The sequence below is a fragment of the Burkholderia sp. BCC0097 genome (assembly GCF_902832985.1).
Classification (GTDB): domain Bacteria; phylum Pseudomonadota; class Gammaproteobacteria; order Burkholderiales; family Burkholderiaceae; genus Burkholderia; species Burkholderia orbicola.
Genome location: NZ_CADFDM010000003.1, coordinates 548,918 through 572,900 on the forward strand (window position 1 = coordinate 548,918; position 23,983 = coordinate 572,900).

A 23,983-nucleotide genomic window follows, 5' to 3' on the forward strand; every position below is an offset into this window, starting at 1 on the left:
TTGCGAGCCCCGTGGTAACGTGTTCCGGTACATTACGCGTAACGCCGGGACGCGTGGCCGCGACGATCCCTATACCATCAAAATCAGCTGCCCATTACGCATTTCATCAATATGAAAATGCATTGATAAATCGCGAATTTGCCGATTTTCTTTTATCGCGAAATTTTCTTTCTTGTCGATTACGCAGATCATTTCCGATTACGTGGATTTCGACAAGCCGGACAGCAGAATGAAAAACTGTGAAGCACGCACATTGCCGCCGGCGCGTGCCGGCGGCTGAAATCGCATCTGCGCGCCGGGGGTTCAGCCGAAACGGGCGGGCCGGTACGGATGGGGATCGATATAGGTCGGCGCGCCCGTCATCATTTCGGCGAGCAGGCGGCCGGTCGCGGGCCCCAGCGTGAGCCCGTGATGGCAATGGCCGAACGCGAACCACAGATGACGGTGCCGCGGCGCCGGCCCGATCACCGGACGCATGTCGGGCGTGCACGGCCGCATCCCGACCCATGGCTCCGGATCGAGCCGCTCGCCGATGCCGAACGCGTCGCGCGCCAGCGGTTCGGCGCGCGCGAGCTGCACGCCGGTCGGCGGCGCGTCGGGCAGCGCGATCTCGACGCCCGTCGTGAGCCGCAGGCGGCCACCCTCCATCGGCGCGACGACGAAGCCTGCCTCGGTATCGCACACGGGCACGTTCAACGGCGTGCGCGTCGGCCGGTAATGCATGTGATACCCGCGCTTCGCGCGCAGCGGAATCCGGTAGCCGAGCGGCGCGAACACCCGATCGGACCACGGCCCGAGCGCGACCACGGCCGAGCGCGCCGAGATCGGCCCGTGTTCGGTCCGGACCTGCCAGCCGTCATCGACCTGCACGAGCGTCGTCGCGTCGCCGCGCACGAACGTGCCGCCGCCGCGCTCGAACAGCCGCGCATAGGCCTTGGTCAGCCCGCCCGGGCTCGATACGGTCTTCGGGTCCTGCCAGTGAAAGGCGCCGCAGAACGCGTCGCCGATACCGGGCTCGCGCACACGCAGCGCATGCGCGTCGAGCACGGTCATCCGCAGCCCGTGCGCGGCGGCCACCCGCTGCTGCGCGCGCGCTTCCGCATCGAACAGCGCGGGCGAACGGAACGCCTCGATCCAGCCGCCGTCGTGCACGAGCGGCTGCGCGTCGGTGCGCGCGAGCAGCGCATCGTGCTCGACGACGCTCGCCGCGACGAGCGGCAGCAGGTCGCGCGCGGCGGCCGCGAGCCGCCGCGGCGAAGATTCGCGCCAGAAGCGCGCGAGCCAGCCCGCATACGCGGGCAGCGCGCGGTAGTCCCAATAGAGATCGACCGAGCGGTTGCGCGCATAGCGCAGCAGCGTGCCGAGCCGGCGCGGAAACGCATACGGCACGACCGACGAGCGCTCGATCAACCCGGCATTACCGTGGCTGGTTTCCTCGCCTGGCGCGCGCCGGTCGACGAGCGCGACGCGCAGCCCGCGATCCTGCAGATGCAGCGCCGACGACACGCCGACGATGCCGGCCCCCAGAACGATGACGTCGAAATCCATGGTTCCCCGCACTGCGTCGAGATGGGATGCGCCGTGCGCCGGCCGCCGCGGCCGGCACGCGGCGGCGCTTACTTCGCGATGATGTCGCGCTTGAAATACTTCTGCGACAGCGCGCTCAGCGTGCCGTCCTTCTTCAGTGCGTCGAGCGCGCCGACGATCTTCGCCTGCAGCACCTTGTCGTTCTTGCGCAGCCCGAAGCCCGTGCCTTCGCCGAGCGTCGCCGGATCCTTCAGCGGCTCGCCGACGATCTGGTAGTCGCGGCCGGCCGGCTTGTCGAGGAAGCCATCCTGCGCGGTCTGCGCTTCCTGCACGGCAGCATCGAGACGCCCCGCGACGAGATCGGCGTAGATCTGGTCCTGATCCTGGTACGACACGACGGCCACGCCCGCATTGGCCCAGTGCGCCTTCAGGAAATCCTCCTGCGACGAACCCTGCAGCACGCCGACGTGCTTGCCGCGCAGGCTCGCGACGTCGGGTTTCAGCGGCGAGCCGCGCTTCGCGACCATCACGATCGGCACCACGTAGATCGGCGGCGTGAAGTCGATGCTCTGCTTGCGCTTCGCGGTGATGTTCATCGCCGAGTTGATCGCGTCGAACTTGCGCGCCTGCAGCGCCGGGATCAGCCCGTCGAACGCATTCTCGACCCACACGCACTTCATGTTCAGCTTCGCGCACACCGCGTTGCCGACGTCGACGTCGAAACCCTGCAGCTGACCGGACGGCGTCTTGCTCTCGAACGGCGGATAGGCGGCTTCGATCCCGAAGCGCAACGTGGTCGGTTCCGCATGGGCCGTGACAGCCGCGCACGCGAGCGCCGCGGCGGCGCAGAGGGAAAGCTTCCGGTTCATGACGGTCCTTCTGTTCTGGATTGAGGCGATGAAGATCGGTCGCACGACGCCCACGGTCGGGCGCCGGTCGGCATTCGGGGCAGGCGGCCGCCGCTTGGCGACGTGCCGAGTTCTGCACGCAAAATATAGACTAAAAGTCTACTGTAGACTATAGGGGATACTAGGATGTGACGCTATCGCTCCACGCCAAAAATTCGCCGGCCAGCGCTAATCATCGTTGATTTCATGGCGCTTTTCGTACTCTCCGCAAAGAATCAAAGTCTCGAAAAGAAAAATCCCACCGGCTTCGTTTGTCTATATTAGACTTTTAGTCCATCACGAACCTCATCGGACGCCGTCTTTCGAGACTTTCTGTCCAGCCCGAACCGGAGATGCCCCCATGATGCAAACCGTCCCCACCCTGCCGCTGACGGTGGACGAAGCCGCGGTGCGCGCGGCGCTGCCGTCGCTCGACGTGCTCGGCACACTGCGCCGCATGTTCGCGTCGCTCGCCGCGGCGCGCGCGGTGCAGCCGCCGCAGACGCTCACGCTATTTCCCGACCACGCCGGCGACTTCATCACGTATCTCGGGGCGCTCGCCGACGAGCAGGTGTTCGGCGCGAAGCTGTCGCCGTACGTCGTGACGGCCGGCAGACCCGACGGGAGCGCCGACGGGAAACCGATCGTCACCGCATGGACCGCATTGATGTCGATGCAGACCGGCCAGCCGCTGATGTGGTGCGACGCCGGGCTGCTGACCGTCGAGCGCACGGCCGGCACGACGGCGCTCGCGGTCGATTGCCTCGCGCCGCGCGACGCGCGCCATCTGGCGATCGTCGGCGCCGGCGCGGTCGGCCTCGCGCACCTCAAGCACACGGCGGCACTGCGCGACTGGGACTCGATCCGCGTGTACTCGCCCGCGCTGGCCCGCAACGCGGCGCTGCAGGCGAGCCTCGCCGCGCTCGACCCGCGCGCCCGCGCGGCGGCGAGCGTCGAGGCCTGCGTGCGCGACGCGGACGTGGTGATGCTGTGCACGTCGTCGGGCACGCCCGTGCTCGGCGACGGGATGCTCACGCGCCCCGCGCTCGTCACGTCGATCAGCACGAACGTCGCACGTGCCCACGAAATCCCGCCCGCATGGCTGCCGGACATGGACGTCTACTGTGACTACCGGCACACGACGCCCGCGAGCGCCGGCGAAATGCAGATCGCGGCGGCCGAGCACGGCTGGGATGCCGGCCGGATCGTCGGCGACCTGCCCGCGCTCGTCGTCGGCACCTGCGCGGCGCCGTCGCGCACGCATCACGCGCTGTTCCGCTCGATCGGCCTCGGGCTCGAGGACATCGCGATCGCGCACGCGCTGTACACGCATCTGACGCACGCATGAGCGGCACGCGCGCGCGGGGCCGATACAATGGCGCAACCGCCGCGGCGGCCGCGCGCGGGCGCACGGGCATGCCGCCCCACGGTGCGCCGGCGCGCCGGCCCGACACGCTGCCCGGCTCCCGCCCACCCGAGATCGCGACACCGATGCGCAAGAAGAAATCTCCCGTCAAAGACCTGCTGCTCACCCGCTATGCGCCGATCGCCGACGGTATCGCCGCACTGTTCTTCCCGTACGCGGAAGTCGTGATCCATGACCTGCACGACCAGACCGTGCTGTATCTCGCGAACAATCTGTCGAAGCGCGAGGTCGGCGACGATTCCGCGCTCGAGGAAATCGATCATTCGGCGCGCGAGCGCGTGATCGGCCCGTACGAGAAGCTGAACTGGGACGGCCGGCGGATGCGCTGCGTCAGCAACGTGCTGTTCGACGACGAAGGCCGGCCGGCCGGGATGATGTGCATCAACTTCAACATCGCGGTGTTCGACGAGGTGCGCGCGACGCTCGACCTGTTCATCAAGGGCGCGGGCGTCGTCGCGCAACCCGACGAACTGTTCCGCGACGACTGGCAGGAGCGCATCAACACGTTCCTGCACGGCTGGCTGCGCGAGCGGCAGGTCGGGCTGAACGGGCTCACGCGCGAGCACCGGCGCGAACTCGTCGAGGCGCTGTACGCGGAAGGCGCGTTCCGCGGCAAGAGCGCGGCGAACTACGTCGCGAACGTGCTCGGGATGGGGCGCGCGACGGTCTACAAGCACCTCAAGCACCTGAAGGAGACGCAGGGCGACGCCTGAGCGCGACACGGGGGCGCAATGACGGCCGGACCCGGTCGTCGGTCCCGAGCCGCCGATGCAGCGTCCATGCTTCGCGATACGCGGGCGCAGCCCTTCCGCACGGCTCCGCGGACGACAAAGCGTCGACACATAAAGTGATATAGTCTCAGTTACACTTTTTTTGCCGCTCGAACCTCTCATGACGACCGCTTCCGCCCCGACCGCCCGCCCGACCCTGACCGTCGAAATCTGGTCCGACCTGATCTGCCCGTGGTGCTGGATCGGCAAGCGCCGCTTCGACGAGGCGCTGGCCGCGTTCGCGCACGCCGACCGCGTCGACATCGCGCTGCGCGCGTACCGGCTGATGCCCGGCCAGCCCGTCGAGCCGGTCGAGGCGATGCTGGCAGGCAAATACCGGATGTCGCCCGCGCAGGTCGACCAGATGCTGCGCCAGGTGACCGATGCAGCGGCGAGCGTCGGGCTGCGCTACGACCTGCCCGGCACGCTGGTCGGCGACACGCTCGACGGCCACCGGCTCGTGAAGCTCGCGGAAGCCACGGGCCGCGCGCACGCGCTGACCGAGCGACTCTATCGCGCGTACTTCTGCGAACACGGCTCGCTGTTCGATCATGCCGCGCTGACCGAATTCGCGGTCGAAGCCGGGCTCGAGCGCACGGCCGTCGAAGCGGTGCTGCGCAGCGATGCGTACCGCGACGAAGTCGAAGCCGACATCGCGCGTGCCGCGCAGATCGGCGGGCGCGGCGTGCCGCTGTTCGTGTTCGGGGGCCGCTACGCGGTGTCGGGCGCGCAGCCGGCCGACGCGTTCGCGCAAGCGCTCGACCAGGCGTGGCGCGACGGCATCGTCGCACTCGACGGCAGCGACGCGGCCGCCTGCGGCCCCGATGGCTGCGAACTGCCGGCCCGGTCGTAATCCGCATCGATTACCTCGCGCGCGTCCCGCCCGGACGCGCCACTACGCGACGCTCCTGCCACAAACCGGCAGGAAGCCCGCGCCGGTGACCTCTACAATGCATCCTTCAAATAACGATCAGAAGGCTGCAGGCCCATGACCCACGGGATTCACGGCGAGAAGCGCTGGTACGCGCTGATCGTGCTCTGCCTCGGCGTGCTGATGATCGTGCTCGACAGCACGATCGTGAACGTTGCGCTGCCGTCGATCAGTACCGACCTCCACTTCACCGAAACGGCCCTCGTATGGGTCGTCAACGCGTACCTGCTGACGTTCGGCGGCTGCCTGCTGCTCGGCGGCCGGCTCGGCGACCTGTACGGCCAGCGGCGCATGTTCCTCGCGGGCCTCGTCGTGTTCACGCTCGCGTCGCTGGCCTGCGGCCTCGCGCAATCGCAGGCGATGCTGATCGCCGCGCGCGCGGTGCAGGGGCTCGGCGGCGCGGTCGTGTCGGCCGTCTCGCTGTCGCTGATCATGAATCTCTTCACGGAACCCGGCGAACGTGCACGCGCGATGGGCGTCTACGGCTTCGTGTGCGCGGGCGGCGGCAGCATCGGCGTGCTGCTCGGCGGGCTGCTGACGAGCGCGCTGTCGTGGCACTGGATCTTCCTCGTCAACCTGCCGATCGGCGTCGCGGTCTATGCGATGTGTGTCGCGCTGCTGCCGCGCATGCGTGCGCCGGCCGGCGCCGCGCGGCTCGACGTCGCCGGCGCGATCACGGTGACGGCATCGCTGATGCTGGCCGTCTACGGGATCGTCGGCGGCAACGAGGCCGGCTGGCTGTCGACGCAGACCGTCGCACTGATCGGCGCGGCCGTCGTGCTGCTCGCGCTGTTCATCGCGATCGAGTCGCGCGCCGCGCATCCGCTGATGCCGCTCACGCTGTTCGCCGCGCGCAACGTCGCGCTCGCGAACGCGATCGCCGTGCTGTGGGCAGCCGCGATGTTCGCGTGGTTCTTCCTGTCCGCGCTGTACATGCAGCGCGTGCTCGGCTACGGGCCGCTGCAGGTCGGCCTCGCGTTCCTGCCGGCGAATTTGATCATGGCCGCGTTCTCGCTCGGGCTATCGGCGCGCATCGTGATGCGTTTCGGCATCCGCGGCCCGATTGCCGCCGGCCTGCTGATCGCGGCGTGCGGCCTCGCACTGTTCTCGCGCGCGCCGGTCGACGGCGGTTTCGTGTGGCACGTGCTGCCCGGCATGACACTGCTCGGCATCGGCGCAGGCGTCGCGTTCAACCCGGTGCTGCTCGCCGCGATGAACGACGTCGACCCAGCCGATTCCGGGCTCGCGTCGGGCATCGTCAACACGTCGTTCATGATGGGCGGCGCGCTCGGGCTCGCGACCCTCGCGAGTCTCGCCGGCGCCCGCACCGACGCGCTCGCGGCGGCGCAAGCCGCGCCGCTCGACGCGCTGAACGGCGGCTACCACGCGGCCTTCGCGTTCGGCGCGGCGTTTGCCGCCGTGGCGGCGCTGACCGGTTTCGCGCTACGCATCCGGCCGCCTCGCGCGGTCGAAGGTGCCGGCCCCGCGATGCACTGATCGTCGACGGGGGAGCCGGGAGCCCGCATCGGACCAGGGCGCGCGTTGTCGCGCCTTTTTTATGCACACCGGACTTGCAGCGCCTGCGCCCGATTCGTCATCGCTTTCGGGCCGATCATCACCGTCGGCCGCGCCCCTGCTCAAACGCCCGTTTCACGTCCCGCCGGCCGCCGCCGTGCGCGCCTCTCCGGCCGATTTTTAACGCAGTCGTACGTTGACGCGTCACTTTTGCGACAATGGCGGACTTTGATGCGCGCGCCGCGGCCGCGCGCCGCCGCCGAACGCCGCATAACCGCCTGCTCCCGATGTCGCTTCCCCATATCGATCTGCTGTACTCGCTGTCCGGCCTGTTCGTCGGCGTTCTCGTCGGCCTGACGGGCGTCGGCGGCGGTTCGTTGATGACGCCGATTCTCGTGCTGCTGTTCGGCGTCCACCCCGCGACGGCGGTCGGTACCGACCTGCTGTACGCAGCCGCGACCAAGGCCACCGGCACGCTCGTCCACGGCCTGAAAGGCTCGATCGACTGGCGCATCACGGGCCGGCTCGCCGCGGGCAGCGTGCCGGCCGCGGCGCTCACGCTGTGGTGGCTGCATACGCACGGGATGAACACGCCGGGCACCGCGCGGATGATCCAGCTCGTACTGGGCGTCGCGCTGCTGCTCACGTCGCTCGCGCTGATCTTCCGTCCTCAACTGACCGCGTTCGCCGCCCGCAACCCGCTCGCGCCGAACCCCGCGCGCACGCTGTGGTCGACCGTGCTGACGGGCGCCGTCCTCGGCGTGCTGGTGTCGATGACGTCGGTCGGCGCCGGCGCGATCGGCGTGACCGTGCTCCTGCTGCTGTATCCGCTGCTCGCGACGACCCGCATCGTCGGTTCCGACATCGCGCACGCGGTGCCGCTCACGCTGGTCGCGGGCATGGGCCACTGGCTGCTGGGCTCGGTCGACTGGTCGATGCTGCTGTCGCTGCTGCTCGGCTCGCTGCCCGGCATCGTGATCGGCAGCCTGCTGTCGGCGCGCGCGCCCGAGCGGCTGCTGCGCAACCTGCTCGCGTCGACCCTGGTCGCGGTCGGCGTGCGGCTCGTCCTGGCGTAAGCAGCGCCCCTTTCGGCGACAAATGCCGCCGTCGGCGCCCGCATTCGCTCATCCTCAATAGAGGGCCATTCATTCTCTTTTTAAGGATCGCGGTCACCGGGGACGTCCGCGGCGACGAGCGCTGCTCGAACACAAAAACCGATGCCCCGGGAGTCCATGACTCGCGGGGCATCTGGAACGACAGCGATTTCATCGACACACGCGACCCAAAGCACCGGCCCGCATTGCACGCGTGCACTTTTTCGTCGCGTCGCGGCGGGCGGCGCCCGCCGCCCTCGCCGCTTACTGCCCCTGCTGCTGCAGTTTCTGCTGCTTCAACTGCTGCGTTCGCGCCTGCAGCTTCAGCACGCGCTGCAGCGCGGTGCGGTTCGCGAGGATGCCGTCGTAGAAGTTGGCGAGATCGCCCTTCAGCGCGGTCCGCGACGCGTCGTTCAGGTAGATCATGTGGCCCGACGGGTAGTTCTTGATCGTCAGGTTCTGCGCCTTGAGCGTCGGATCGAGCGGCATCTGCGCGAGCGTCAGCTCCGTCTGGTGGAACGGCGTGACGGCGTCGAAATAGCCGTTCGCCGACAGCACCTTCAGGTCCGGGTTCACGCTCATCGTCGACGCCAGGTCACCCGCCGTGTACAGCGTATTGCCGCCGCCCTTGTTCGCGCCGGTCGGGTCGATGTGACTGAAGTCCCAGTTGTTGAAGACCTGGTCGTTCAGGTCCACGAACGACGACGTCGACGTGTACTTGAGGTCGGTGTTGATGTAGCTGTTCCACAGCACCGTGTACGCGCCGCCGACGTTCGTGATCGACGGATCGTTGCTGCCCGAGTTCGGCAGGATGTACGGCGCGATGCCCTTGCCCGTGAAGTTCGCGCGACCGTCGTACTGGCCGATCTGCGTGCCCGGTACCAGCGTGAGGAAGAACGTGTACGGCGGGTTGTCATCCGACGACGGCACGTTGCCGAGCGCGGCCGGGTTGCCGAAGGTCTGGATCAGCGACGTCGGGTCCGTGCCGATGTACGCGCCCATCTGCTGCGCGGTCGCGAGCTTCAGGTTCAGGCGCACGTTCACGAAGCCGCCGTCCTGCGGGTTCGGCTTCTGCGCGAGCGGCGCGAGCGTGTTGTCCGCGTAGTTGCGGGCCTGGACCATGTACGCGTCGAGATCGGTCGGCGTCGGGTTGAGCGTCGTCTTCTTCCAGTAGAACGCGTCGGCCGCGAGCGTCGGGAACGTGCCCGGCGCGGACAGCGCGTTCGCATAGTCGAGGATCGACGACTGCAGCGTGATCCCGTTCAGGTCGATGCCGTCCTCGTGCAGCACCCACGACACGACCGCGCTGCGCGCGGTGCCGTACGACTCGCCGTACAGGAACTTCGGCGAATTCCAGCGCGAGTACTTGGTCAGGTAACGCTGGATGAAGCGGTCGATCGAGCGCGCGTCCTGGTCCGTGCCCCAGAAGTCCTTGTTCTTCGCCGGCGCGATCGCAGTCGAGTAACCGGTGCCGACCGGGTTGATGAACACGAGGTCGGTACGGTCGAGCAGGCTGTCCGGGTTGTCGAGCAGCTTGTACGGCGCGGGCGGCGTGAAGTTCGGGAACGACGACTGCAGGCGCTTCGGCCCGTACGAACCGAGCAGCAGGTAGACCGACGACGAACCGGGGCCGCCGTTGTAGAAGAACGTGACCGGACGCGGCTTCGACGGGTCCGGATTGTCCTGCGTGTACGCGACGTAGAACATCTTCGCGTTCGGCGCCGACGTGACCGGATCGATCGTCGTCAGGTGGCCGGTGGTGGCCGTGTACTTGATCGTCTTGCCGCCGATCGTGACCTGGCGGTGCACGACCGCGGCGCCTTCCGTCGAATCCGTGACCGCGTCGTTCGGCCCGGTGCCGTACACGTCGGTGTCGACGTACGGCTGGTCGGCCGCGGCGGCGGTCGTTGCGTCGGTGGCGGCCGACGTGCTGCCGCTGGTCGTCGCGGCCGCGGTGGCGGCCGACGCGCTCGGGCTCGGCCCGTCGTCGCCGCCGCACCCCGTGACGAGCAGCGCCGCGGCCGCTGCGGCGGCGAGCGGTACGCTCAAGGTCGTTCCGAATAGCGCGAAACCGTCTTTCAAGGACTTCCGTGTCGTCATTATTGCCTCTCGAACAGAACGATAAATACCGCCGCCCGCAAAGGATCATTTGCGCCGGCGCTCCGCACCGGGAATGCATTCGTTATGCGACGCACTCCGAGTTTTTTACCGGATCGGCGAATACCGATCGGCACGATTTACCCCACCCATGTTTTTTGCAACCGCACAATGGAATCAATTCCATTGCCAACCACCATTCAATGGCTCGCAGCAATTCGAATTCATTTCGCGAATTCGCACACGCACAAAATCGACGGCCAAGAAACACCCCGCGAAGCCCGCCCACCAAGGCGCCTTCACTTCGAAAAGACGAGCAATCCCCCTCGGCGAGATACCGATTAATCGCGAAACAGCGATCAATCCCGACTCAAGCGGATTGAATAAAATCGAAAGGATCGATTAACTAAATGGAAAGGAATATCCTCGTATCCGGAATTTATTAAATTAAGTGAAAATACCGGCGCATATTAGGTGCCGGATTTATCGCCGTAAAGTAATAATTTGTTACAGCGCTCGCCATTCGGATAAAAGACCGTCCGGGACCGATTCCAGGCGACGTCGATAAAAAAGCCGGACGACGGTCCGGCTTGTTGGAGAACGCGGGGTGACCGCTGTCAGAGCGGCACGTCGATCGTGCCGACACCGACGGAAATCGCGTTCGCGCCCGGCGCGGCCGAGATCGCCGGCAGATTCGCACTCGTCAGCGCGGGCGCGGCGCCCGGCGTGCCGCCGCGGGGCACCGTGCGAATCACCTGCGACGGCGGCAGCGGCGCCCCGTTCTTCAGGTGCTGCCACATCAGGTTCAGCGCCTGCACGTTGTAGTAGTGAACCGGCACGAAGCGCGTGTCGAAGCCCGGCACCGACAGGAACGCGTCGAAGTGCTGGCCGTTCGTCACTTCGTAGAACACCAGCTGGCTGCGCCCGGCTTCGCTGATGCCGTTTTGCGCGACGTACGCGCGCGACGCATGGTTCACCGGTACGAGCGCATCGCTGCGGCCCTGCACGATGATCGCCGGCTTGCCGTGCAGGTTCGCGTTCACGCGCACCGCGTCGACGTTCGCGGGCATCCCGAGCATCCCGTTGGTCCACAGCTGGCGCAGGCACAGCGCGCCCGCGAAGCTCGCATCGGGCGTCGCGAGCCGGTGATCGGTGCCCGCGCCGTCGTTGAACACCAGATTGATGCCGGCCGTCGGCGGCACGCCGTTGCCGGCGCCGAACACGGCCGGCATCGGCGATGCAGCGGGCGCCGCGACCGCGCCCGTCGCCGGGTTCGTCGTCGCGAAGCTGAAGTTGCACAGGTTGTCGGTGACGCGCGAGCGCGTGTACGCGTTCGCATAGGTGACCGCGATCGCGGGAATCGCCTGCGAATCCCACATCGGCGCCTGCAGCAAGTCGGAATCGGCCAGATAGCCGGCCGCGTGGAGCTGCGCAAGCGCATCGGCCGCCTGACTCTGCGTGTCGGCGCCCGCCACCAGCCCGGCCGCGGCGAGCGTCGCGCAGCGCTGCGTGCGGATCGACTGCGTGGTCGCGGCCGGCAGCGCGCTCAGGTACGGCGCGCCGGCGAGCGACGCCGACGCGGCCGCGCACGGTTCCAGCAGGTTCGCGAGCGTCGCGTAATCGGCCAGCGGCCGGCCGAACGACGGCACCGGCTGGCCGCCCGAGCGAACCACCGCATTCGGCGCCATCCGCACGTTGATCTGCGGCTCGCCGACCACGACCGCGGTGATCCAGCCGCGGTTGTCCTGCTCGGCCGCCGCGAGCGACGCGCCGCCGCCGTTGCTGACCGACGCGGCGATCGTCGTGATGTCGCCCGCGCGATAGCGCACGCCGTGATGCGCGCCGTCGATCACCGGTCCGAACTGCTCGTTGAGCGCCCAGTACGCGAATTCGACCGACTGCAGCGTCACGCGCCCCCAGTCCTGCTCGGGATTCTGCTGCGAATGCGCATGCTTGAACGCATAACGGTTCGGGAAGCGGCTGTTGAACGCGGCGAGATCGCCGCTCGTCACGTTTGCGGTGAACAGGCTCGCGGTGCCGGCCAGCACCGCGTTCGCGAGCGTGCCGTCGATCAGCGTGACGGTGTCGGAGCCGAGCTCGTGCGCGCCGTTGCCACCGCCCTTGTCGTTGTAGGCCACCGCGCAGCCGCGCTTGAGCGCCCACTCGCCGGCCGCGGAAATCGCGCCGTACACGCCGCGCGAACCCGACGACGTCGCGGTGACGATGCACGGCTGCGCGGGGTTGAAGCTTGCAGGCACTTGCACGAGCAGCGTCACGTTCTTGGTGCCGCTGCCGTCATCGGAGTACGCGAGATATTCGGTGCCGGGGATCTTGCCCTCGCCGAGCGTGTCGTTGCCGTCGAGGTCGACGTTCGGCCCCCAGAAGCGGCCATAGCCGCCGTTTGCGCTCATGTCGACGAGCGCGCGATAGTTCGACCAGATCGCGAGGCGGCGCAATTCGGCGCTGGTCGGCCGCGATGGATTCGCGAAGCCGGGCGCACTCGCCGCCGCGAGGCCGGTCTTGCCGAGGCCGGCCGTCAGCAGGTCGTCGCTCGCGCCGTCGTAGGCCGTCGTGCGCACGCTGCCGGACACGAAGCCGGGCAACCGGTTGCGCTCGGCCGACTCGTCGCCGTTGCAGGCGCCGAGCATCGCGACCGCGGCCAGCGCCGCCCCCCACACCCCCCGCCTGCCCCACCCGAGTTTCGCCATCGCCGCCCCCTCGATATCGTTATCGGTCCGCCGCCACGTCGCGCGCGGCATTCGGCCTCTGAAGCGCAAACGGGCCCCGGCATGCCGGGGCCCGCCTGAAAACGGGCGCGCGCGGCGCTCGCGCGCCGCCGCCCGGCGTTACTGCTGCTGAACCGTCAGCTTGTTCGTGACCGACGTCACGCCCTTCACGCTCTTCGCCGCCTCTTCCGCCTTGTCGATCTGTGCCTGGTCGGGCACCGTGCCCTCCAGCGAGATCGCGCCGCCCTTCGAACGCACGACGATGTTCGCCACGTCGATGCCGCCTGCCTTCGTAATGGCCTTGCGCACCGCGTAGCCGAGCTTGCGGTTCGCCTTCTTCGCGGTTTTCGCGGCGGCCTTCGGCGCGCTGCTCGCCGCCGCCGGCGCTTCCGCAGCCGCTGCGTCGCTCGACTGCGCATACACGCTGCCCGACAGACAGGCCGCCACGGCGGCGACACCCAACGCTCTCAACACGATCGACTTCATGCTATCTCCTTATCACTCCGGAACGGCCGTGCACAGTACGGCCGAATACCCCCAAAAACAGCCGGCCCGCGCGCGAACGGGCGGGACAGCCGGTGTTTTCCACGGCGATACGAGAGAGGCGTCACGGGCCGGCGGCCGGCGCACGCGAAAGCGGGCCGGCCGGGCCGGACAGCCGCCGGCCGGACGCGCCCGGTCTCATGACGTGCCGGGTCGCGCGCGAATCGGGCGCGGCTGCGTCGCACAATGTAATCCAGCGCCCGCCGAAGCGCAAAGCTTTTGACGCGGGAGTGCCCGCCGCCGTCCCGGTGCCGCGGTGCAATACCGCCCCGACTCGCGCAGGCGCGGGGAAACCGGGTACCATCGCCGCGAGACTCCACCTCGTCCCGCGACGACCGTCACCGATGCGTCACGCCAGCGTCATCCGCCAACCCCATGAAGCCTGCCCGCCCTCGCCCGCCGCGCCGCATCCTCGCCCGCTTCGTCGCCGTCTCGTGGCGCGACCTCGCCCTGTCGATCGGCCCGACCGTGCTGCTCGCCGGCGCGGCCGTCTGGCTCGCGGTCAAGCTGATCCAGCCGGCGCCGCCGTCCACGCTCGTGATCTCGTCCGGGCCGCCCGGCAGCACGTACTGGAACGCCGCGCAGAAGTACAAGACGATTCTCGCTAAAAACGGCGTCACGCTCGACGTTCAATCGTCCGAAGGTTCCGCGCAGAACCTCGCGCGGCTGTCGAATCCGAACGCACCGGTCGACGTCGGATTCGTGCAGAGCGGCATCGGCCCGAAGGAGCGTGACGAGCATCTCGTGTCGCTCGGCAGCATCGGCTACGTGCCGCTCGCGATCATGTACCGCGGCCCGGTCGTCGCGCGCCTGTCCGACTTCAAGGGCAAGCGGCTCGCGCTCGGTGCGGAAGGCAGCGGCGCGCGCGAACTGAGCCTCGCGCTGCTGAAGATGAACGGCATCGTGCCGGGCGGCCCGACCGCGCTCCTGCCGACCGCCGGCGAGGACGCGGCGACCGCGCTGCTCGACGGCAAGATCGACGCGGCCTTCCTGTCCGGCGATTCGACGCAGATCCCGGTGATGGCGAAGCTGTTCCGCGCACCGGGCGTGCACGTGTATTCGTTCACGCAGGCCGAGGCGTACGCGCGGCGCTTTCCCTACCTGACCGCGATCACGCTGCCGATGGGCGTCTACGATCTCGGCCGCAACCTGCCGCCCGCCGATATCCACACGGTCGCGCCGACGATCGAACTCGTCGCGCGCGACTCGCTGCACCCCGCGCTGTCCGACCTGCTGATCGAGGCCGCGCGCGAAGTGCACGGCCACGCGACGATCCTGCAGCACGCGGGCGAATTCCCGTCGCCGGTCACGCGCGGCTTCCCGCTGTCCGACGACGCGTCGCGCTATTACAAGTCGGGCAAGACCTTCCTGTACCGGCGGCTGCCGTTCTGGGTCGCGAGCCTGGTCGACCGGCTGCTGGTCGTGCTGGTACCGCTGATCGTCGTGCTGATTCCCGGGCTGCGGCTCGTGCCGTCGCTGTACGGCTGGCGCGTACGCTCGCGCATCTACCGCTGGTACGGCGCGCTGATCGCGCTCGAACGCAGCGCACTCGGCGAACATACGGCCGAGGAGCGCGTGCAGTTGCTCGACCAGCTCGACGACATCGAGGAAGCCGTGAACCGGATGAAGATGCCGCTCGCGTACGCCGGACAGTTCTACGTGCTGCGCGAGCACATCGGCTTCGTGCGCGAACGGCTCACCGCGCACGACCAGGATGCGCCGGCGGGCCCGCCCGGCGCCGGCAGCCCGCCGGCACCCGCGGAAGCCGCACCGCCGCCGGCTGGCGACGCCCCCCGGGCGACTCCCGGTTCCGCGTGAGCGAACGATCCGCGATCATTGCTGCATGCGCGCGCCGCCGCGTAACATGGAGGCCGCCACCAGGCGCCGCACGCCCCACCTTCTGGAGAACGACATGACAACCGGCCTCGATACCGCCCAACCCGCCTGGTTCTTCGACTTCGTGTCGCCGTTCTCGTATCTGCTGCTGGAGCAGCACGACAAATGGCCGGACGTGCCGTTCGAACCCGTGGCCGTGTCGCTAAGCGACCTGCAGCGCCACTGGGGCCAGCGCGCGACCGCCGACGTGCCGGCCAAGCGCGTGTTCACGTACCGTCACGCGCTGTTTCGCGCGGAGCAGCTCGGCATCCGTTTCAAGATGCCGCCCGCGCACCCGTTCGATTCCGACAAGGTGCTGCGCCTCGCGATCGCGCTGCGCGCCGATATCGCGACGGTGCTGGAAATGTTCCGGTTCATCTGGCGCGAAGGCAACGATCCGTCGACACCGGAAGGCTTCGCCGCGCTGTGCGAACGCGTCGGCGTGAGTCACGGCGACGAGCTGATCGAATTCGAGGAAACCGCCGCGCAACTGACCCGCAACACGACCGACGCAATCGCGCTCGGTGTGTTCGGCGTACCGACGTTCTGGATGAACCAGCAACTGTTCTGGGGCGAGGACGCACTGCCGATGGTGCTGTACTGCGCGCGCATGCCGAACTGGCTCGAATCGCGCGAGGTCAAGCGGATCAGCACGCTGCCGAAGGGCCGCGCGTGATGGCGTGCGTGATGGCCGGTATCACGCACGCCAACGTGCGGCTGCGGTAAGGTTACGCGTCCCCCGAATCACCCGCCCCCATGGAAGACGACCGTACCGCCTCGCTCGACATCTGGCTCGTGCGCGTGCTGCGCACGCTGCTGCTCGAGCGCAGCGTCACGCAGGCCGCGCTGCGGCTGAACCAGACCCAGCCCGCGATCAGCACCGCGCTGCGCAAGCTGCGCGAGACGCTGAACGACCCGATCCTCGTGCGCGGCAAATCGGGCATGGTGCCGACCGAATACGGCGCGTCGCTGCTCGAAGCCGCGTCGCGTGCGCTGCGCGAGGTCGATTTCATCGCGACGCCGCACGGCGACTTCGATCCGTCGTCCGCGCGGCGCACGTTCCGCGTCGCCGCGCCCGACTACCTGAATGACTTCTTCATGCCGACGCTGATCGAGCGCTTTCGCGACGCGGCGCCGCATGCCCATCTGGAAATCGATTCGCTCAATCCCGCGCTCGACCACGCGGGCGCGCTCGAGTCGGGCGCGCTCGATCTCGTGATCGGCAACTGGCCGAATCCCGACCCGCAGTTCGCGCGCCAGGACCTGTTCTCCGACACGATCGTGTGCCTGATGCGCGACGCGCATCCGCTTGCCCGCGCGCCGCTCACGCGCGAAGCCTATGCATCGGCCGCGCACGTCGCACCGACGCCGTACACCGGCGACAAGCGCAACGCGATCGAGATCGGCCTGGCACGCGCGCGCCTCACGCGGCGTATCGTGACGACGCTGCCGTACTTCGGCATCGTGCCGCAGGTGCTGCTGCAGTCGGACCTGATCTTCACGACGACGCGCCGCTTCGCGACGCACTATGCGCAACTGCTGCCGCTCGTCGTCGTTACGCCGCCCGTGCCGTTCCCGCGCATCAAGAGCTACCTGCTCACGCATCCGCACCCCGATCGGCCGACCGACATCGCGTGGCTGTGCGCGCTGATGCAGAGCGTGTCCGACGAGCTGACGGTCGCCCGCACGCGCAAGCGCTGACGCGCGGCCCAGGCGCAGCGCGACGAGTCAGGCAGCGCGACGGTGCAGGCAGCGCAGCCGCTCAGGCCGTGCAGAAGGTTTCCTGCAGATGGGTCCAGCGCACGCCCCCCGCCGCATCACGCGTGAACACGGCGGTCGCACGGCGCGCGGGCAGCTCGCCCGCCGCCGCGTGCTGCGCTTCGAGATAGGTGAGCACCGCATGCGATGCGTCGGCCGCGAGCACGCGGATCTCCGACAGCGTGATACGCAGCCCCGGCTTCGCGCCAGCCAGCTTCGCGAACAGCGCGCGCATGCCGTCATGGTCGACCACGCGGCCGTCGGTCAGGATCATCGTGAAGTCGGCGGAAAACGCCGCAAGCAGCGCATCGAGCGCCGCGGGCGCGGTATCGGCGCCGGACAGCCAGCGCTCGATGGCGACGAGGCTCGCATCGAGCGCGTCGAGATAGACGGAGTGATCGGACATGGGTGCGTGCACGGTGAGATGAAGCGCGGCCCGCTGCCGCGCATGGTCGTGCAGTGTATGCAAAAACGCGCGGCCCTGCGCCGGCCGCGCGGCATGGCCGTTTTACCGCGGCTTTATCGCGGCTTTATCGCAGCTTTACCGCGCGCAGGACACGTCGTCGCGTGCGCGGCCGGCCACGGCCGCCTTCACATCGGCCACCGGCATGCCCGAGCGGGCCTGCAGCAGTTCCGCGCAGACGGCCACCGCGATCGCGCCCGGCGCCTTGTCGACGATGCCCGCGACGCCGATCGGGCACACCATCTCCACGAGCCGCGCCGGATCGACGCCGCGCGCGGCGAGCCTGCGTTCGAACTTCACGCGCTTGGTACGCGAGCCGATCATCCCGAAGTACGCGTAGTCGCGCCGCCGCATGATCTGCGCGGCGAGCGAGAAGTCGAGCGCGTGGTTGTGCGTCATCACGAGGAAGTACGCGCCGGGCGGCGCCGCGTCGACGACGGCCTCCGGCGTGTCGGTCGGCTCCGGCTGCACGTTCGGCGGACATTCGTCCGGGAACAGCTCGTCGCGCGTGTCAACCCACTGCACGACGCACGGCAGCGCGCCGAGCAGCGTGACGAGCGCGTGACCGACGTGCCCCGCGCCGAACAGCACGATGTGCATCGGCGGCGGTGCGCCGGTCGCGCGGTTGCGCTGGCCGGTGCCTTGCGCGAACGGCTGCATCGACGACGGCGCGCTGCCGCACGCGCCGTCGCAGCCGGCGGCCAGCGCGTGGGATGCGGGATGCGGTGAACGAGCGGGCCCGTTCATGTCGGCCTCCGCCGGGCCGTCCCGACGAGACTGCCCGCCCCGTCGGGACCGGCGCACGAAGCGAGCGTGAAGAGGCGGTTCATCTCAGCCTGCCCGTGCGGCGCCCGCCGCCCGCACCGCACCGATCGCGCGCAGGATCGACTCGCCGGTGGCCGGCGCATCGAGCGGCGGATTCACGCGATAGTCACCGACCGCGGCAATCGCGTCGCGCACCGCGAAGAACACCGAGAACGGCAGCAGCAGCGGCGGCTCGCCGACCGCCTTCGAGCGGTGGATGCTGTCCTCGACGTTGCGGTTCTGGAACAGCCGCACGTTGAACTCGGGCGGCGTGTCGTTCACCGTCGGGATCTTGTACGTGGACGGCGCGTGCGTCATCAGCTTGCCGCCCGCGTTCCACCACAGCTCCTCGGTCGTCAGCCAGCCCATCCCCTGGATGAACGCACCTTCGACCTGCCCGATGTCGAGCGCCGGGTTCAGCGATGCGCCCACGTCGTGCAACGCATCGACGCGCAGCGTGCGCATTTCGCCGGTCAGCGTGTCGATCACGACTTCCGACACGGCCGCGCCGTACGAGTAGTAGTAGAACGGCCGGCCCTGCAGCTTCGATTGATCCCAATGCAGCTTCGGCGTCGCATAGAAACCGTCGGACCACAGCTGCACGCGTGCGAGATACGCCTTCGCGACCACCTCGCCGAACGGCACGCTCGCGCCGCCGACCCACACGACGTCGTTGCCGAACTTCACGTCGGCCGCATCGACCTTGCCGTCGCCGAACTGCTTCGCCGCGAACACCGCAAGTCGCTCGCGCAACTGGCGCGCCGCATCCTGCGCGGCCTTGCCGTTCAGGTCCGAGCCCGTCGACGCCGCCGTCGCGGACGTGTTCGCGACCTTGCTCGTGTCGGTCGCCGTCACGCGGATCCGGCCGAAGCGGATGCCGAGCTCGTGCGCGACCACCTGCGCGACCTTCGTGTTGAGCCCCTGCCCCATCTCCGTGCCGCCGTGGTTCACGAGCACCGAGCCGTCGGTGTAGATGTGCACCAGCGCGCCGGCCTGGTTGAAGTGCGTGACGTTGAACGCGATGCCGAACTTCACCGGCGTGAGCGCGATGCCCTTCTTCAACACCGTGTTGCGTGCGTTGAAGGCGCGCACGCCCGCGCGCCGCGCACGGTAGTCGCTCGTCGTCTCGAGTTCGCCGAGCAGCTCCTGCAGCACGTTGTCCTCGATCGTCTGTCCGTACGGCGTCACGTTGCGTTCGGTCTTGCCGTACAGGTTCGCGTAGCGGACGTCGAGCGGATCGCGGCCGAGCGAACGCGCGATGTCGTCGAGGATGTATTCGATCGCGAACGCGCCCTGCGGGCCGCCGAAACCGCGGAACGCGGTATTCGACTGCGTGTTGGTCTTGCCGCAGTAGCCGGCGATGTCGACGTCGCCGAGCCAGTACGCGTTGTCGAAGTGGCACACCGCGCGCGTCATCACCGGGCCGGACAGGTCGGCCGAGAAGCCGCAGCGCGACGTCATGTCGAGCGCGACGCCGTCGATGCGGCCGTCGTCGTCGTAGCCGACGTCGAAGCGGTAATGGAAGTCGTGCCGCTTGCCGGTGATCATCATGTCGTCGTCGCGGTCCGGACGCAGCTTCACCGGGCACAGCAGCTTCCACGCGGCAAGCGCCGCGCAGCATGCGAACAGGCCCGACTGCGACTCCTTGCCCCCGAAGCCGCCGCCCATCCGGCGGCATTCGACCAGCACGTTGTGCGACGCGACGCCGAGCACGTGCGCGACGAGGTGCTGCATCTCGCTCGGGTGCTGCGTCGAGCAGTACACGTGCATCCCGTCGTCGTCCTTCGGCACCGCGTACGCGATCTGCCCTTCGAGGTAGAACTGCTCCTGCCCGCCGAGCAGCATCTCGCCCGACTCGCGGTGCGGCGCGGCGGCGAGCCGCGCGGCGGCATCGCCGCGCGCGAGCTTCAGCGGCGGGATCACGTAGGTTTCGGCCTTGCGCGCTTCCTGCGCGGTCAGGATCGCCGGCAGCTCCTCGTAGTCGACCTGCGCGCGGCGCGCGGCGAGCCGCGCGGTTTCATGCGACGTCGCGACGACGATGAACATCGGCTGGCCGACGAACTGCACGACGCCCTTCGCGAGCACCGGATCGTCGTGGATGATCGGGCCGCAATCATTGACGCCCGGGATGTCGTCGGCCGTGAACACGGCGACCACGCCCGGCGTCGCACGCACCGCGTCGAAGTTCATCGACACGATCCTCGCGTGCGGCTTCGCCGACAACCCGAGCGCCGCGTGCAGCGTGCCGGCGACGAGCGGAATGTCGTCGGTGTAGGTGGCGCGCCCGCTCACGTGCAGGTGGGCGGATTCGTGGGCGCGTGACACGTGCACCTGCGCGGCGTCGGCCTGCGGATCGAGGGTGCTCAGGAACGGTTCTGCTTGCTGGTTCATGTTCGGTGTTCTCCCTCGTCAGACGCGCGCCGCGTCGTTGGCCGCTTCAGCGGCGACTTCGGCGGCCACTTCGCGCACGTTCAAGGCTTGCGGCGGCAGCGGGTCGTGCGGACGCGTCTCCAGCCAGAATCGATACATCAGGTTCTTCGCGGTCTCGAGCCGATACGTGCTCGTCGCGCGCATGTCGGACAACGGCTGGTAGTCGCGCTCGAGCGCCTGCATCGCGGCCTGCGCGGTGGCTTCGTGCCACTGCGCGCCGTCGAGCACGGCTTCGGTATTGGCCGCGCGCTTCGGCGTCGCGGCCATCCCGCCGAACGCGATGCGCGGCTCGCGGATCGTGTCGCCGTCCGCGATGAACGCGAACGCCGCGCACACGGCCGAGATGTCCGAGTCGAAGCGCTTCGACAGCTTGTACGTGCGGAATTGCAGCTTGTCGCGCGCGCCGGTGCGGGTCGGCACCTTCAGGCCGACGACGAATTCGTGCGGCGCCATGTCCTTCTGCTGGTAGCCCGTATAGAGCGCCTCGAGCGGCAGCTCGCGCACCGTGTCGCCGCCGCGCAGCACCACGCGCGCGCCGAGCGCGATCAGGCCCGGCATCGAATCGCCGATCGGCGAGCCGTTCGCGACGTTGCCGCCGAGCGTGCCCGCGTTGCGGATCGGCAGCGACGCGAAGCGCTTCCACATCTCGGTCAGTTCCGGATACGTGCCGGCCAGCGCCGCATAGGCCTTCTCGACCGTCACGCCCGCGCCGATCCCGATCCAGTCGTCGCCGTGCACGACCTGCTGCAGTTCGGCGATCTGGCCGACGTAGATCAGGTCGTCGAGGCGGCGCATCTGCTTGGTGACCCACAGGCCGATGTCGGTGCTGCCGGCGAGAATGCGCGCGTCGGGGCGCTCGACCTTCAGCGCGGCCAATGCGTCGAGCGTGCGGGGCGCCGCGAAGCGCGCGCCGTCGATCGTCGTGTAGTCGAACGTGTCGTCGCGCTTGAGCGATGCAAGCGTGCGGGCGAGCGCCGCCGTGTCGACCGGCGCGGCCGGCGCCGGCGCACCTTCGCCGGTTGCATCAAACATCCGCACCGCCGCATCGACGATCGGGCGATAGCCGGTGCAGCGACACAGGTTGCCGGTCAGCGCATCGGCGATCTCGGTGCGCGTCGGCACGTCCTTCGCCTTCGCGCACGCACTGCCGCAGCCTTCGTGGCCGTGCTTCTCGTACAGCGCCCACATCGACATCACGAAGCCGGGCGTGCAGAACCCGCATTGCGAACCGTGGCAATCGACCATCGCCTGCTGTACCGGATGCAGCGTGCCGTCCGGCTGGCGCAAGTCCTCGACCGTCAGCAGCGCCTTGCCGTCGAGCGTCGGCAGGAACTGGATGCACGCGTTGACGGCCTTGAACTCGACCGCGCCGGCATCGGTCAGCTCGCCGACGACGACCGTGCACGCGCCGCAGTCGCCTTCCGCGCAGCCTTCCTTGGTGCCGGTGCAATGCGCGTCCTCGCGCAGGTATTGCAGCACGGTGCGGGTCACGTCCGCGCCGCTGACTTCGCGGATCGCGTGACGATGGTAGAAGCGGATCGGCTCACTCATGTCTCGGTGTTTCTTCAAATGGGGGGCAAGGCGGCCTGCGCGAAGCGCTCGACCGACGTTTTTCTGACAGTTTGCACGCTATCACCGTCAAATTCCGCAACCCATAGCCCATCACGCATGCGGCTCATATAACTGCCGCGATATGCGGGCCCGGCCGGCCGACACCCTTGCCGCACGGTGCGCTCGGGCCCGTCCCGGTCGCCCGCGACCGTCCGCGGTCCGCCAGAACGGGACTCGATTAACTAAATGGTACCTGCGGGAAAACCGGTTCCATGGGAAAATCCCGATTCCCTTTTCCGCCGTTTTCCGTTCGTTTCGCCATTCGTTCCGACCCCATGTCCTCCGATTCCGCCACACCGCCGCGCAGCGGGTTCGCGGTCACGCTGCAAATCGTGTCCGTCGTCTGCTTCACGTTCATCTGCTATCTGACCATCGGCCTGCCGCTCGCGGTGCTGCCGGGCTTCGTCCACGACGACCTCGGCTTTTCCGCGATCGTCGCGGGCGGCGCGATCAGCGTCCAGTACTTCGCGACGCTCGCATCGCGGCCGCTCGCCGGGCGCCTCGCCGATACGCTCGGGCCGAAGCAGACCGTGCTGCGCGGGCTGGTCGGCTGCGGCGTGTCGGGCGTGCTGCTGCTCGTCGCGCTGCTGCTCGCGCACTGGCCGGTCGCGAGCCTCGTGCTGCTGGTCGCGAGCCGGCTCGTGCTCGGCGTCGGCGAAAGCCTGTGCGGCACCGGCGCGATCCTGTGGGGCATCGGCCGGGTCGGCGTCGCGCACAACGCGAAGGTGATCTCGTGGAACGGCATCGCGACCTACGGCGCACTCGCGCTCGGCGCGCCGGTCGGCGTCGCGATCGCGCATACGCTGAATCCGGCGCTGATCGGCGTGATCGTGATCGCGCTGGCCGCGCTCGGCTTCTACCTCGCCCGCCTGATCGCGCCGGTGCCGCTGGTGCACGGCGAACGGATGTCGTATGCGAGCGTGTTCACGCGCGTGCTGCCGCACGGCCTCGGCCTCGCGCTCGGTTCGGCCGGCTTCGGCTCGATCGCCACCTTCGTCACGCTGTACTACGCGGCGCGCCACTGGCCGAACGCCGCGCTGTCGCTGACGGTATTCGGCACGCTGTTCATCGGCGCGCGCCTGCTGTTCGCGAACACGATCAAGACCTACGGCGGCTTCCGCGTCGCGATCGTGTCGTTCGCGTTCGAATCCGCGGGCCTTTTGCTGCTGTGGCTCGCGCCGGTGCCGCACGTCGCGCTCGTCGGCGCGGCGCTCACGGGCTTCGGCTTCGCGCTGATTTTCCCGGCGCTCGGCGTCGAGGCCGTCGCGCTCGTGCCGCCCGCGAGCCGCGGCGCGGCGCTGTCCGCGTACTCGGTGTTCCTCGATCTGTCGCTCGGCATCACCGGCCCGCTGGCCGGCTATGTCGCGGGTGCGTTCGGCTATCCGCAGGTGTTCCTGTTCGCGGCGGTGGCCGCCGCCGCGGGCGTCGCGCTGTCGATGGTGCTGTACCAGCGGCAGGCGCGCGTCGCGGGGCGCGGCGCGGCGGCGTAAGCCGCCGGGCATGGGGCTAGACGCTCGTTGACGCAC

Annotated in this window: 18 protein-coding genes; 9 read left to right on the forward strand and 9 right to left on the reverse strand. The window is 68.7% G+C overall.

Annotated elements, in window-relative coordinates:
* Positions 1–303: 303 nt before the first annotated feature.
* Positions 304–1,548 (reverse strand): FAD-binding oxidoreductase, encoded by a 1,245-nt coding sequence (locus tag HWX07_RS12290; protein ID WP_175876421.1) that lies wholly within the window; start codon positions 1,546–1,548, stop codon positions 304–306.
* 68 nt (positions 1,549–1,616) lie between these two features.
* Positions 1,617–2,396: an ABC transporter substrate-binding protein gene (locus tag HWX07_RS12295; protein ID WP_175876422.1), complete on the reverse strand. Its 780-nt coding sequence runs from the start codon at positions 2,394–2,396 to the stop codon at positions 1,617–1,619.
* A 379-nt stretch (positions 2,397–2,775) separates the two neighbouring features.
* On the opposite strand from HWX07_RS12295, the gene HWX07_RS12300 reads away from it, so the two are divergent.
* The 5 genes from HWX07_RS12300 to HWX07_RS12320 all read left to right on the forward strand — a co-directional run bounded on the left by HWX07_RS12300 (position 2,776) and on the right by HWX07_RS12320 (position 8,132).
* The gene (locus HWX07_RS12300; RefSeq protein WP_175876423.1) at positions 2,776–3,762 is read left to right on the forward strand and encodes an ornithine cyclodeaminase family protein; all 987 of its coding nucleotides are present in this window, start codon (positions 2,776–2,778) and stop codon (positions 3,760–3,762) included.
* Complete coding sequence (locus HWX07_RS12305) at positions 3,759–4,553, forward strand: PAS domain-containing protein (RefSeq protein WP_175876424.1); 795 nt, start codon at positions 3,759–3,761, stop codon at positions 4,551–4,553. Before HWX07_RS12300 ends, HWX07_RS12305 begins: the two co-directional genes overlap by 4 nt.
* Before the next feature lie 178 nt (positions 4,554–4,731).
* Positions 4,732–5,463: a DsbA family oxidoreductase gene (locus tag HWX07_RS12310; RefSeq protein ID WP_175876425.1), complete on the forward strand. Its 732-nt coding sequence runs from the start codon at positions 4,732–4,734 to the stop codon at positions 5,461–5,463.
* Positions 5,464–5,598: 135 nt separating this feature from the next.
* Complete coding sequence (locus HWX07_RS12315; protein ID WP_175876426.1) at positions 5,599–7,038, forward strand: DHA2 family efflux MFS transporter permease subunit; 1,440 nt, start codon at positions 5,599–5,601, stop codon at positions 7,036–7,038.
* A gap of 305 nt (positions 7,039–7,343) precedes the next feature.
* Positions 7,344–8,132: a sulfite exporter TauE/SafE family protein gene (locus HWX07_RS12320; RefSeq protein WP_175876427.1), complete on the forward strand. Its 789-nt coding sequence runs from the start codon at positions 7,344–7,346 to the stop codon at positions 8,130–8,132.
* Between the two features lie 282 nt (positions 8,133–8,414).
* Here HWX07_RS12320 and HWX07_RS12325 read toward each other — a convergent pair whose 3' ends face one another.
* The 3 genes from HWX07_RS12325 to HWX07_RS12335 form a co-directional block, all read right to left on the reverse strand.
* Entirely contained in the window at positions 8,415–10,250 is a 1,836-nt protein-coding gene (locus HWX07_RS12325) for a peptidase S1 (protein WP_069232258.1), read from the reverse strand.
* Between the two features lie 614 nt (positions 10,251–10,864).
* Entirely contained in the window at positions 10,865–12,955 is a 2,091-nt protein-coding gene (locus HWX07_RS12330) for a D-(-)-3-hydroxybutyrate oligomer hydrolase (RefSeq protein ID WP_175876428.1), read from the reverse strand.
* Positions 12,956–13,093: 138 nt separating this feature from the next.
* Positions 13,094–13,459 carry a BON domain-containing protein gene (locus tag HWX07_RS12335; RefSeq protein WP_175876429.1) on the reverse strand — a complete coding sequence of 122 codons (366 nt, stop codon included), beginning with the start codon at positions 13,457–13,459 and terminating at the stop codon, positions 13,094–13,096.
* Between the two features lie 432 nt (positions 13,460–13,891).
* Between HWX07_RS12335 and HWX07_RS12340 the strand changes: the two genes are divergently transcribed.
* The 3 genes from HWX07_RS12340 (at position 13,892) to HWX07_RS12350 (ending at position 17,092) form a co-directional block, all read left to right on the forward strand.
* Positions 13,892–15,334 carry a TAXI family TRAP transporter solute-binding subunit gene (locus HWX07_RS12340; RefSeq protein WP_175876430.1) on the forward strand — a complete coding sequence of 481 codons (1,443 nt, stop codon included), beginning with the start codon at positions 13,892–13,894 and terminating at the stop codon, positions 15,332–15,334.
* A gap of 94 nt (positions 15,335–15,428) precedes the next feature.
* A complete protein-coding gene (locus HWX07_RS12345; RefSeq protein ID WP_175876431.1) occupies positions 15,429–16,067 on the forward strand; it encodes a 2-hydroxychromene-2-carboxylate isomerase in 639 nt (212 codons plus the stop codon).
* A gap of 80 nt (positions 16,068–16,147) precedes the next feature.
* The gene (locus tag HWX07_RS12350) at positions 16,148–17,092 is read left to right on the forward strand and encodes a LysR family transcriptional regulator (RefSeq protein WP_175876432.1); all 945 of its coding nucleotides are present in this window, start codon (positions 16,148–16,150) and stop codon (positions 17,090–17,092) included.
* Positions 17,093–17,153: 61 nt separating this feature from the next.
* Here HWX07_RS12350 and HWX07_RS12355 read toward each other — a convergent pair whose 3' ends face one another.
* The 4 genes from HWX07_RS12355 to xdhA all read right to left on the reverse strand — a co-directional run bounded on the left by HWX07_RS12355 (position 17,154) and on the right by xdhA (position 22,397).
* Positions 17,154–17,555, reverse strand: a complete 402-nt coding sequence (locus HWX07_RS12355; protein WP_175876433.1) for a nuclear transport factor 2 family protein — start codon at positions 17,553–17,555, stop codon at positions 17,154–17,156.
* 135 nt (positions 17,556–17,690) lie between these two features.
* Positions 17,691–18,359 carry a xanthine dehydrogenase accessory protein XdhC gene (gene xdhC, locus HWX07_RS12360; RefSeq protein ID WP_175876434.1) on the reverse strand — a complete coding sequence of 223 codons (669 nt, stop codon included), beginning with the start codon at positions 18,357–18,359 and terminating at the stop codon, positions 17,691–17,693.
* A gap of 84 nt (positions 18,360–18,443) precedes the next feature.
* On the reverse strand, positions 18,444–20,807 hold the full coding sequence (gene xdhB, locus HWX07_RS12365; protein WP_175876435.1) for a xanthine dehydrogenase molybdopterin binding subunit: 2,364 nt from the start codon (positions 20,805–20,807) through the stop codon (positions 18,444–18,446).
* A gap of 18 nt (positions 20,808–20,825) precedes the next feature.
* Entirely contained in the window at positions 20,826–22,397 is a 1,572-nt protein-coding gene (xdhA, locus tag HWX07_RS12370) for a xanthine dehydrogenase small subunit (RefSeq protein WP_175808644.1), read from the reverse strand.
* Between the two features lie 335 nt (positions 22,398–22,732).
* On the opposite strand from xdhA, the gene HWX07_RS12375 reads away from it, so the two are divergent.
* A complete protein-coding gene (locus tag HWX07_RS12375) occupies positions 22,733–23,947 on the forward strand; it encodes an MFS transporter (RefSeq protein WP_175876436.1) in 1,215 nt (404 codons plus the stop codon).
* Positions 23,948–23,983: the final 36 nt, after the last annotated feature.

What these genes read in the sequence shown, in the direction of transcription:
- HWX07_RS12350 (WP_175876432.1), top strand. Translation starts at nt 16,148, where the DNA reads ATGGAAGACGACCGTACCGCCTCGCTCGACATCTGGCTCGTGCGCGTG.
- HWX07_RS12375 (WP_175876436.1), top strand. Translation starts at nt 22,733, where the DNA reads ATGTCCTCCGATTCCGCCACACCGCCGCGCAGCGGGTTCGCGGTCACG.
- HWX07_RS12295 (WP_175876422.1), bottom strand. Translation starts at nt 2,396, where the DNA reads ATGAACCGGAAGCTTTCCCTCTGCGCCGCCGCGGCGCTCGCGTGCGCG.
- HWX07_RS12345 (WP_175876431.1), top strand. Translation starts at nt 15,429, where the DNA reads ATGACAACCGGCCTCGATACCGCCCAACCCGCCTGGTTCTTCGACTTC.
- xdhB (WP_175876435.1), bottom strand. Translation starts at nt 20,807, where the DNA reads ATGAACCAGCAAGCAGAACCGTTCCTGAGCACCCTCGATCCGCAGGCC.
- HWX07_RS12290 (WP_175876421.1), bottom strand. Translation starts at nt 1,548, where the DNA reads ATGGATTTCGACGTCATCGTTCTGGGGGCCGGCATCGTCGGCGTGTCG.
- HWX07_RS12325 (WP_069232258.1), bottom strand. Translation starts at nt 10,250, where the DNA reads ATGACGACACGGAAGTCCTTGAAAGACGGTTTCGCGCTATTCGGAACG.
- HWX07_RS12330 (WP_175876428.1), bottom strand. Translation starts at nt 12,955, where the DNA reads ATGGCGAAACTCGGGTGGGGCAGGCGGGGGGTGTGGGGGGCGGCGCTG.
- HWX07_RS12315 (WP_175876426.1), top strand. Translation starts at nt 5,599, where the DNA reads ATGACCCACGGGATTCACGGCGAGAAGCGCTGGTACGCGCTGATCGTG.
- xdhC (WP_175876434.1), bottom strand. Translation starts at nt 18,359, where the DNA reads ATGAACGGGCCCGCTCGTTCACCGCATCCCGCATCCCACGCGCTGGCC.
- xdhA (WP_175808644.1), bottom strand. Translation starts at nt 22,397, where the DNA reads ATGAGTGAGCCGATCCGCTTCTACCATCGTCACGCGATCCGCGAAGTC.
- HWX07_RS12305 (WP_175876424.1), top strand. Translation starts at nt 3,759, where the DNA reads ATGAGCGGCACGCGCGCGCGGGGCCGATACAATGGCGCAACCGCCGCG.
- HWX07_RS12340 (WP_175876430.1), top strand. Translation starts at nt 13,892, where the DNA reads ATGAAGCCTGCCCGCCCTCGCCCGCCGCGCCGCATCCTCGCCCGCTTC.
- HWX07_RS12355 (WP_175876433.1), bottom strand. Translation starts at nt 17,555, where the DNA reads ATGTCCGATCACTCCGTCTATCTCGACGCGCTCGATGCGAGCCTCGTC.
- HWX07_RS12320 (WP_175876427.1), top strand. Translation starts at nt 7,344, where the DNA reads ATGTCGCTTCCCCATATCGATCTGCTGTACTCGCTGTCCGGCCTGTTC.
- HWX07_RS12310 (WP_175876425.1), top strand. Translation starts at nt 4,732, where the DNA reads ATGACGACCGCTTCCGCCCCGACCGCCCGCCCGACCCTGACCGTCGAA.
- HWX07_RS12335 (WP_175876429.1), bottom strand. Translation starts at nt 13,459, where the DNA reads ATGAAGTCGATCGTGTTGAGAGCGTTGGGTGTCGCCGCCGTGGCGGCC.
- HWX07_RS12300 (WP_175876423.1), top strand. Translation starts at nt 2,776, where the DNA reads ATGATGCAAACCGTCCCCACCCTGCCGCTGACGGTGGACGAAGCCGCG.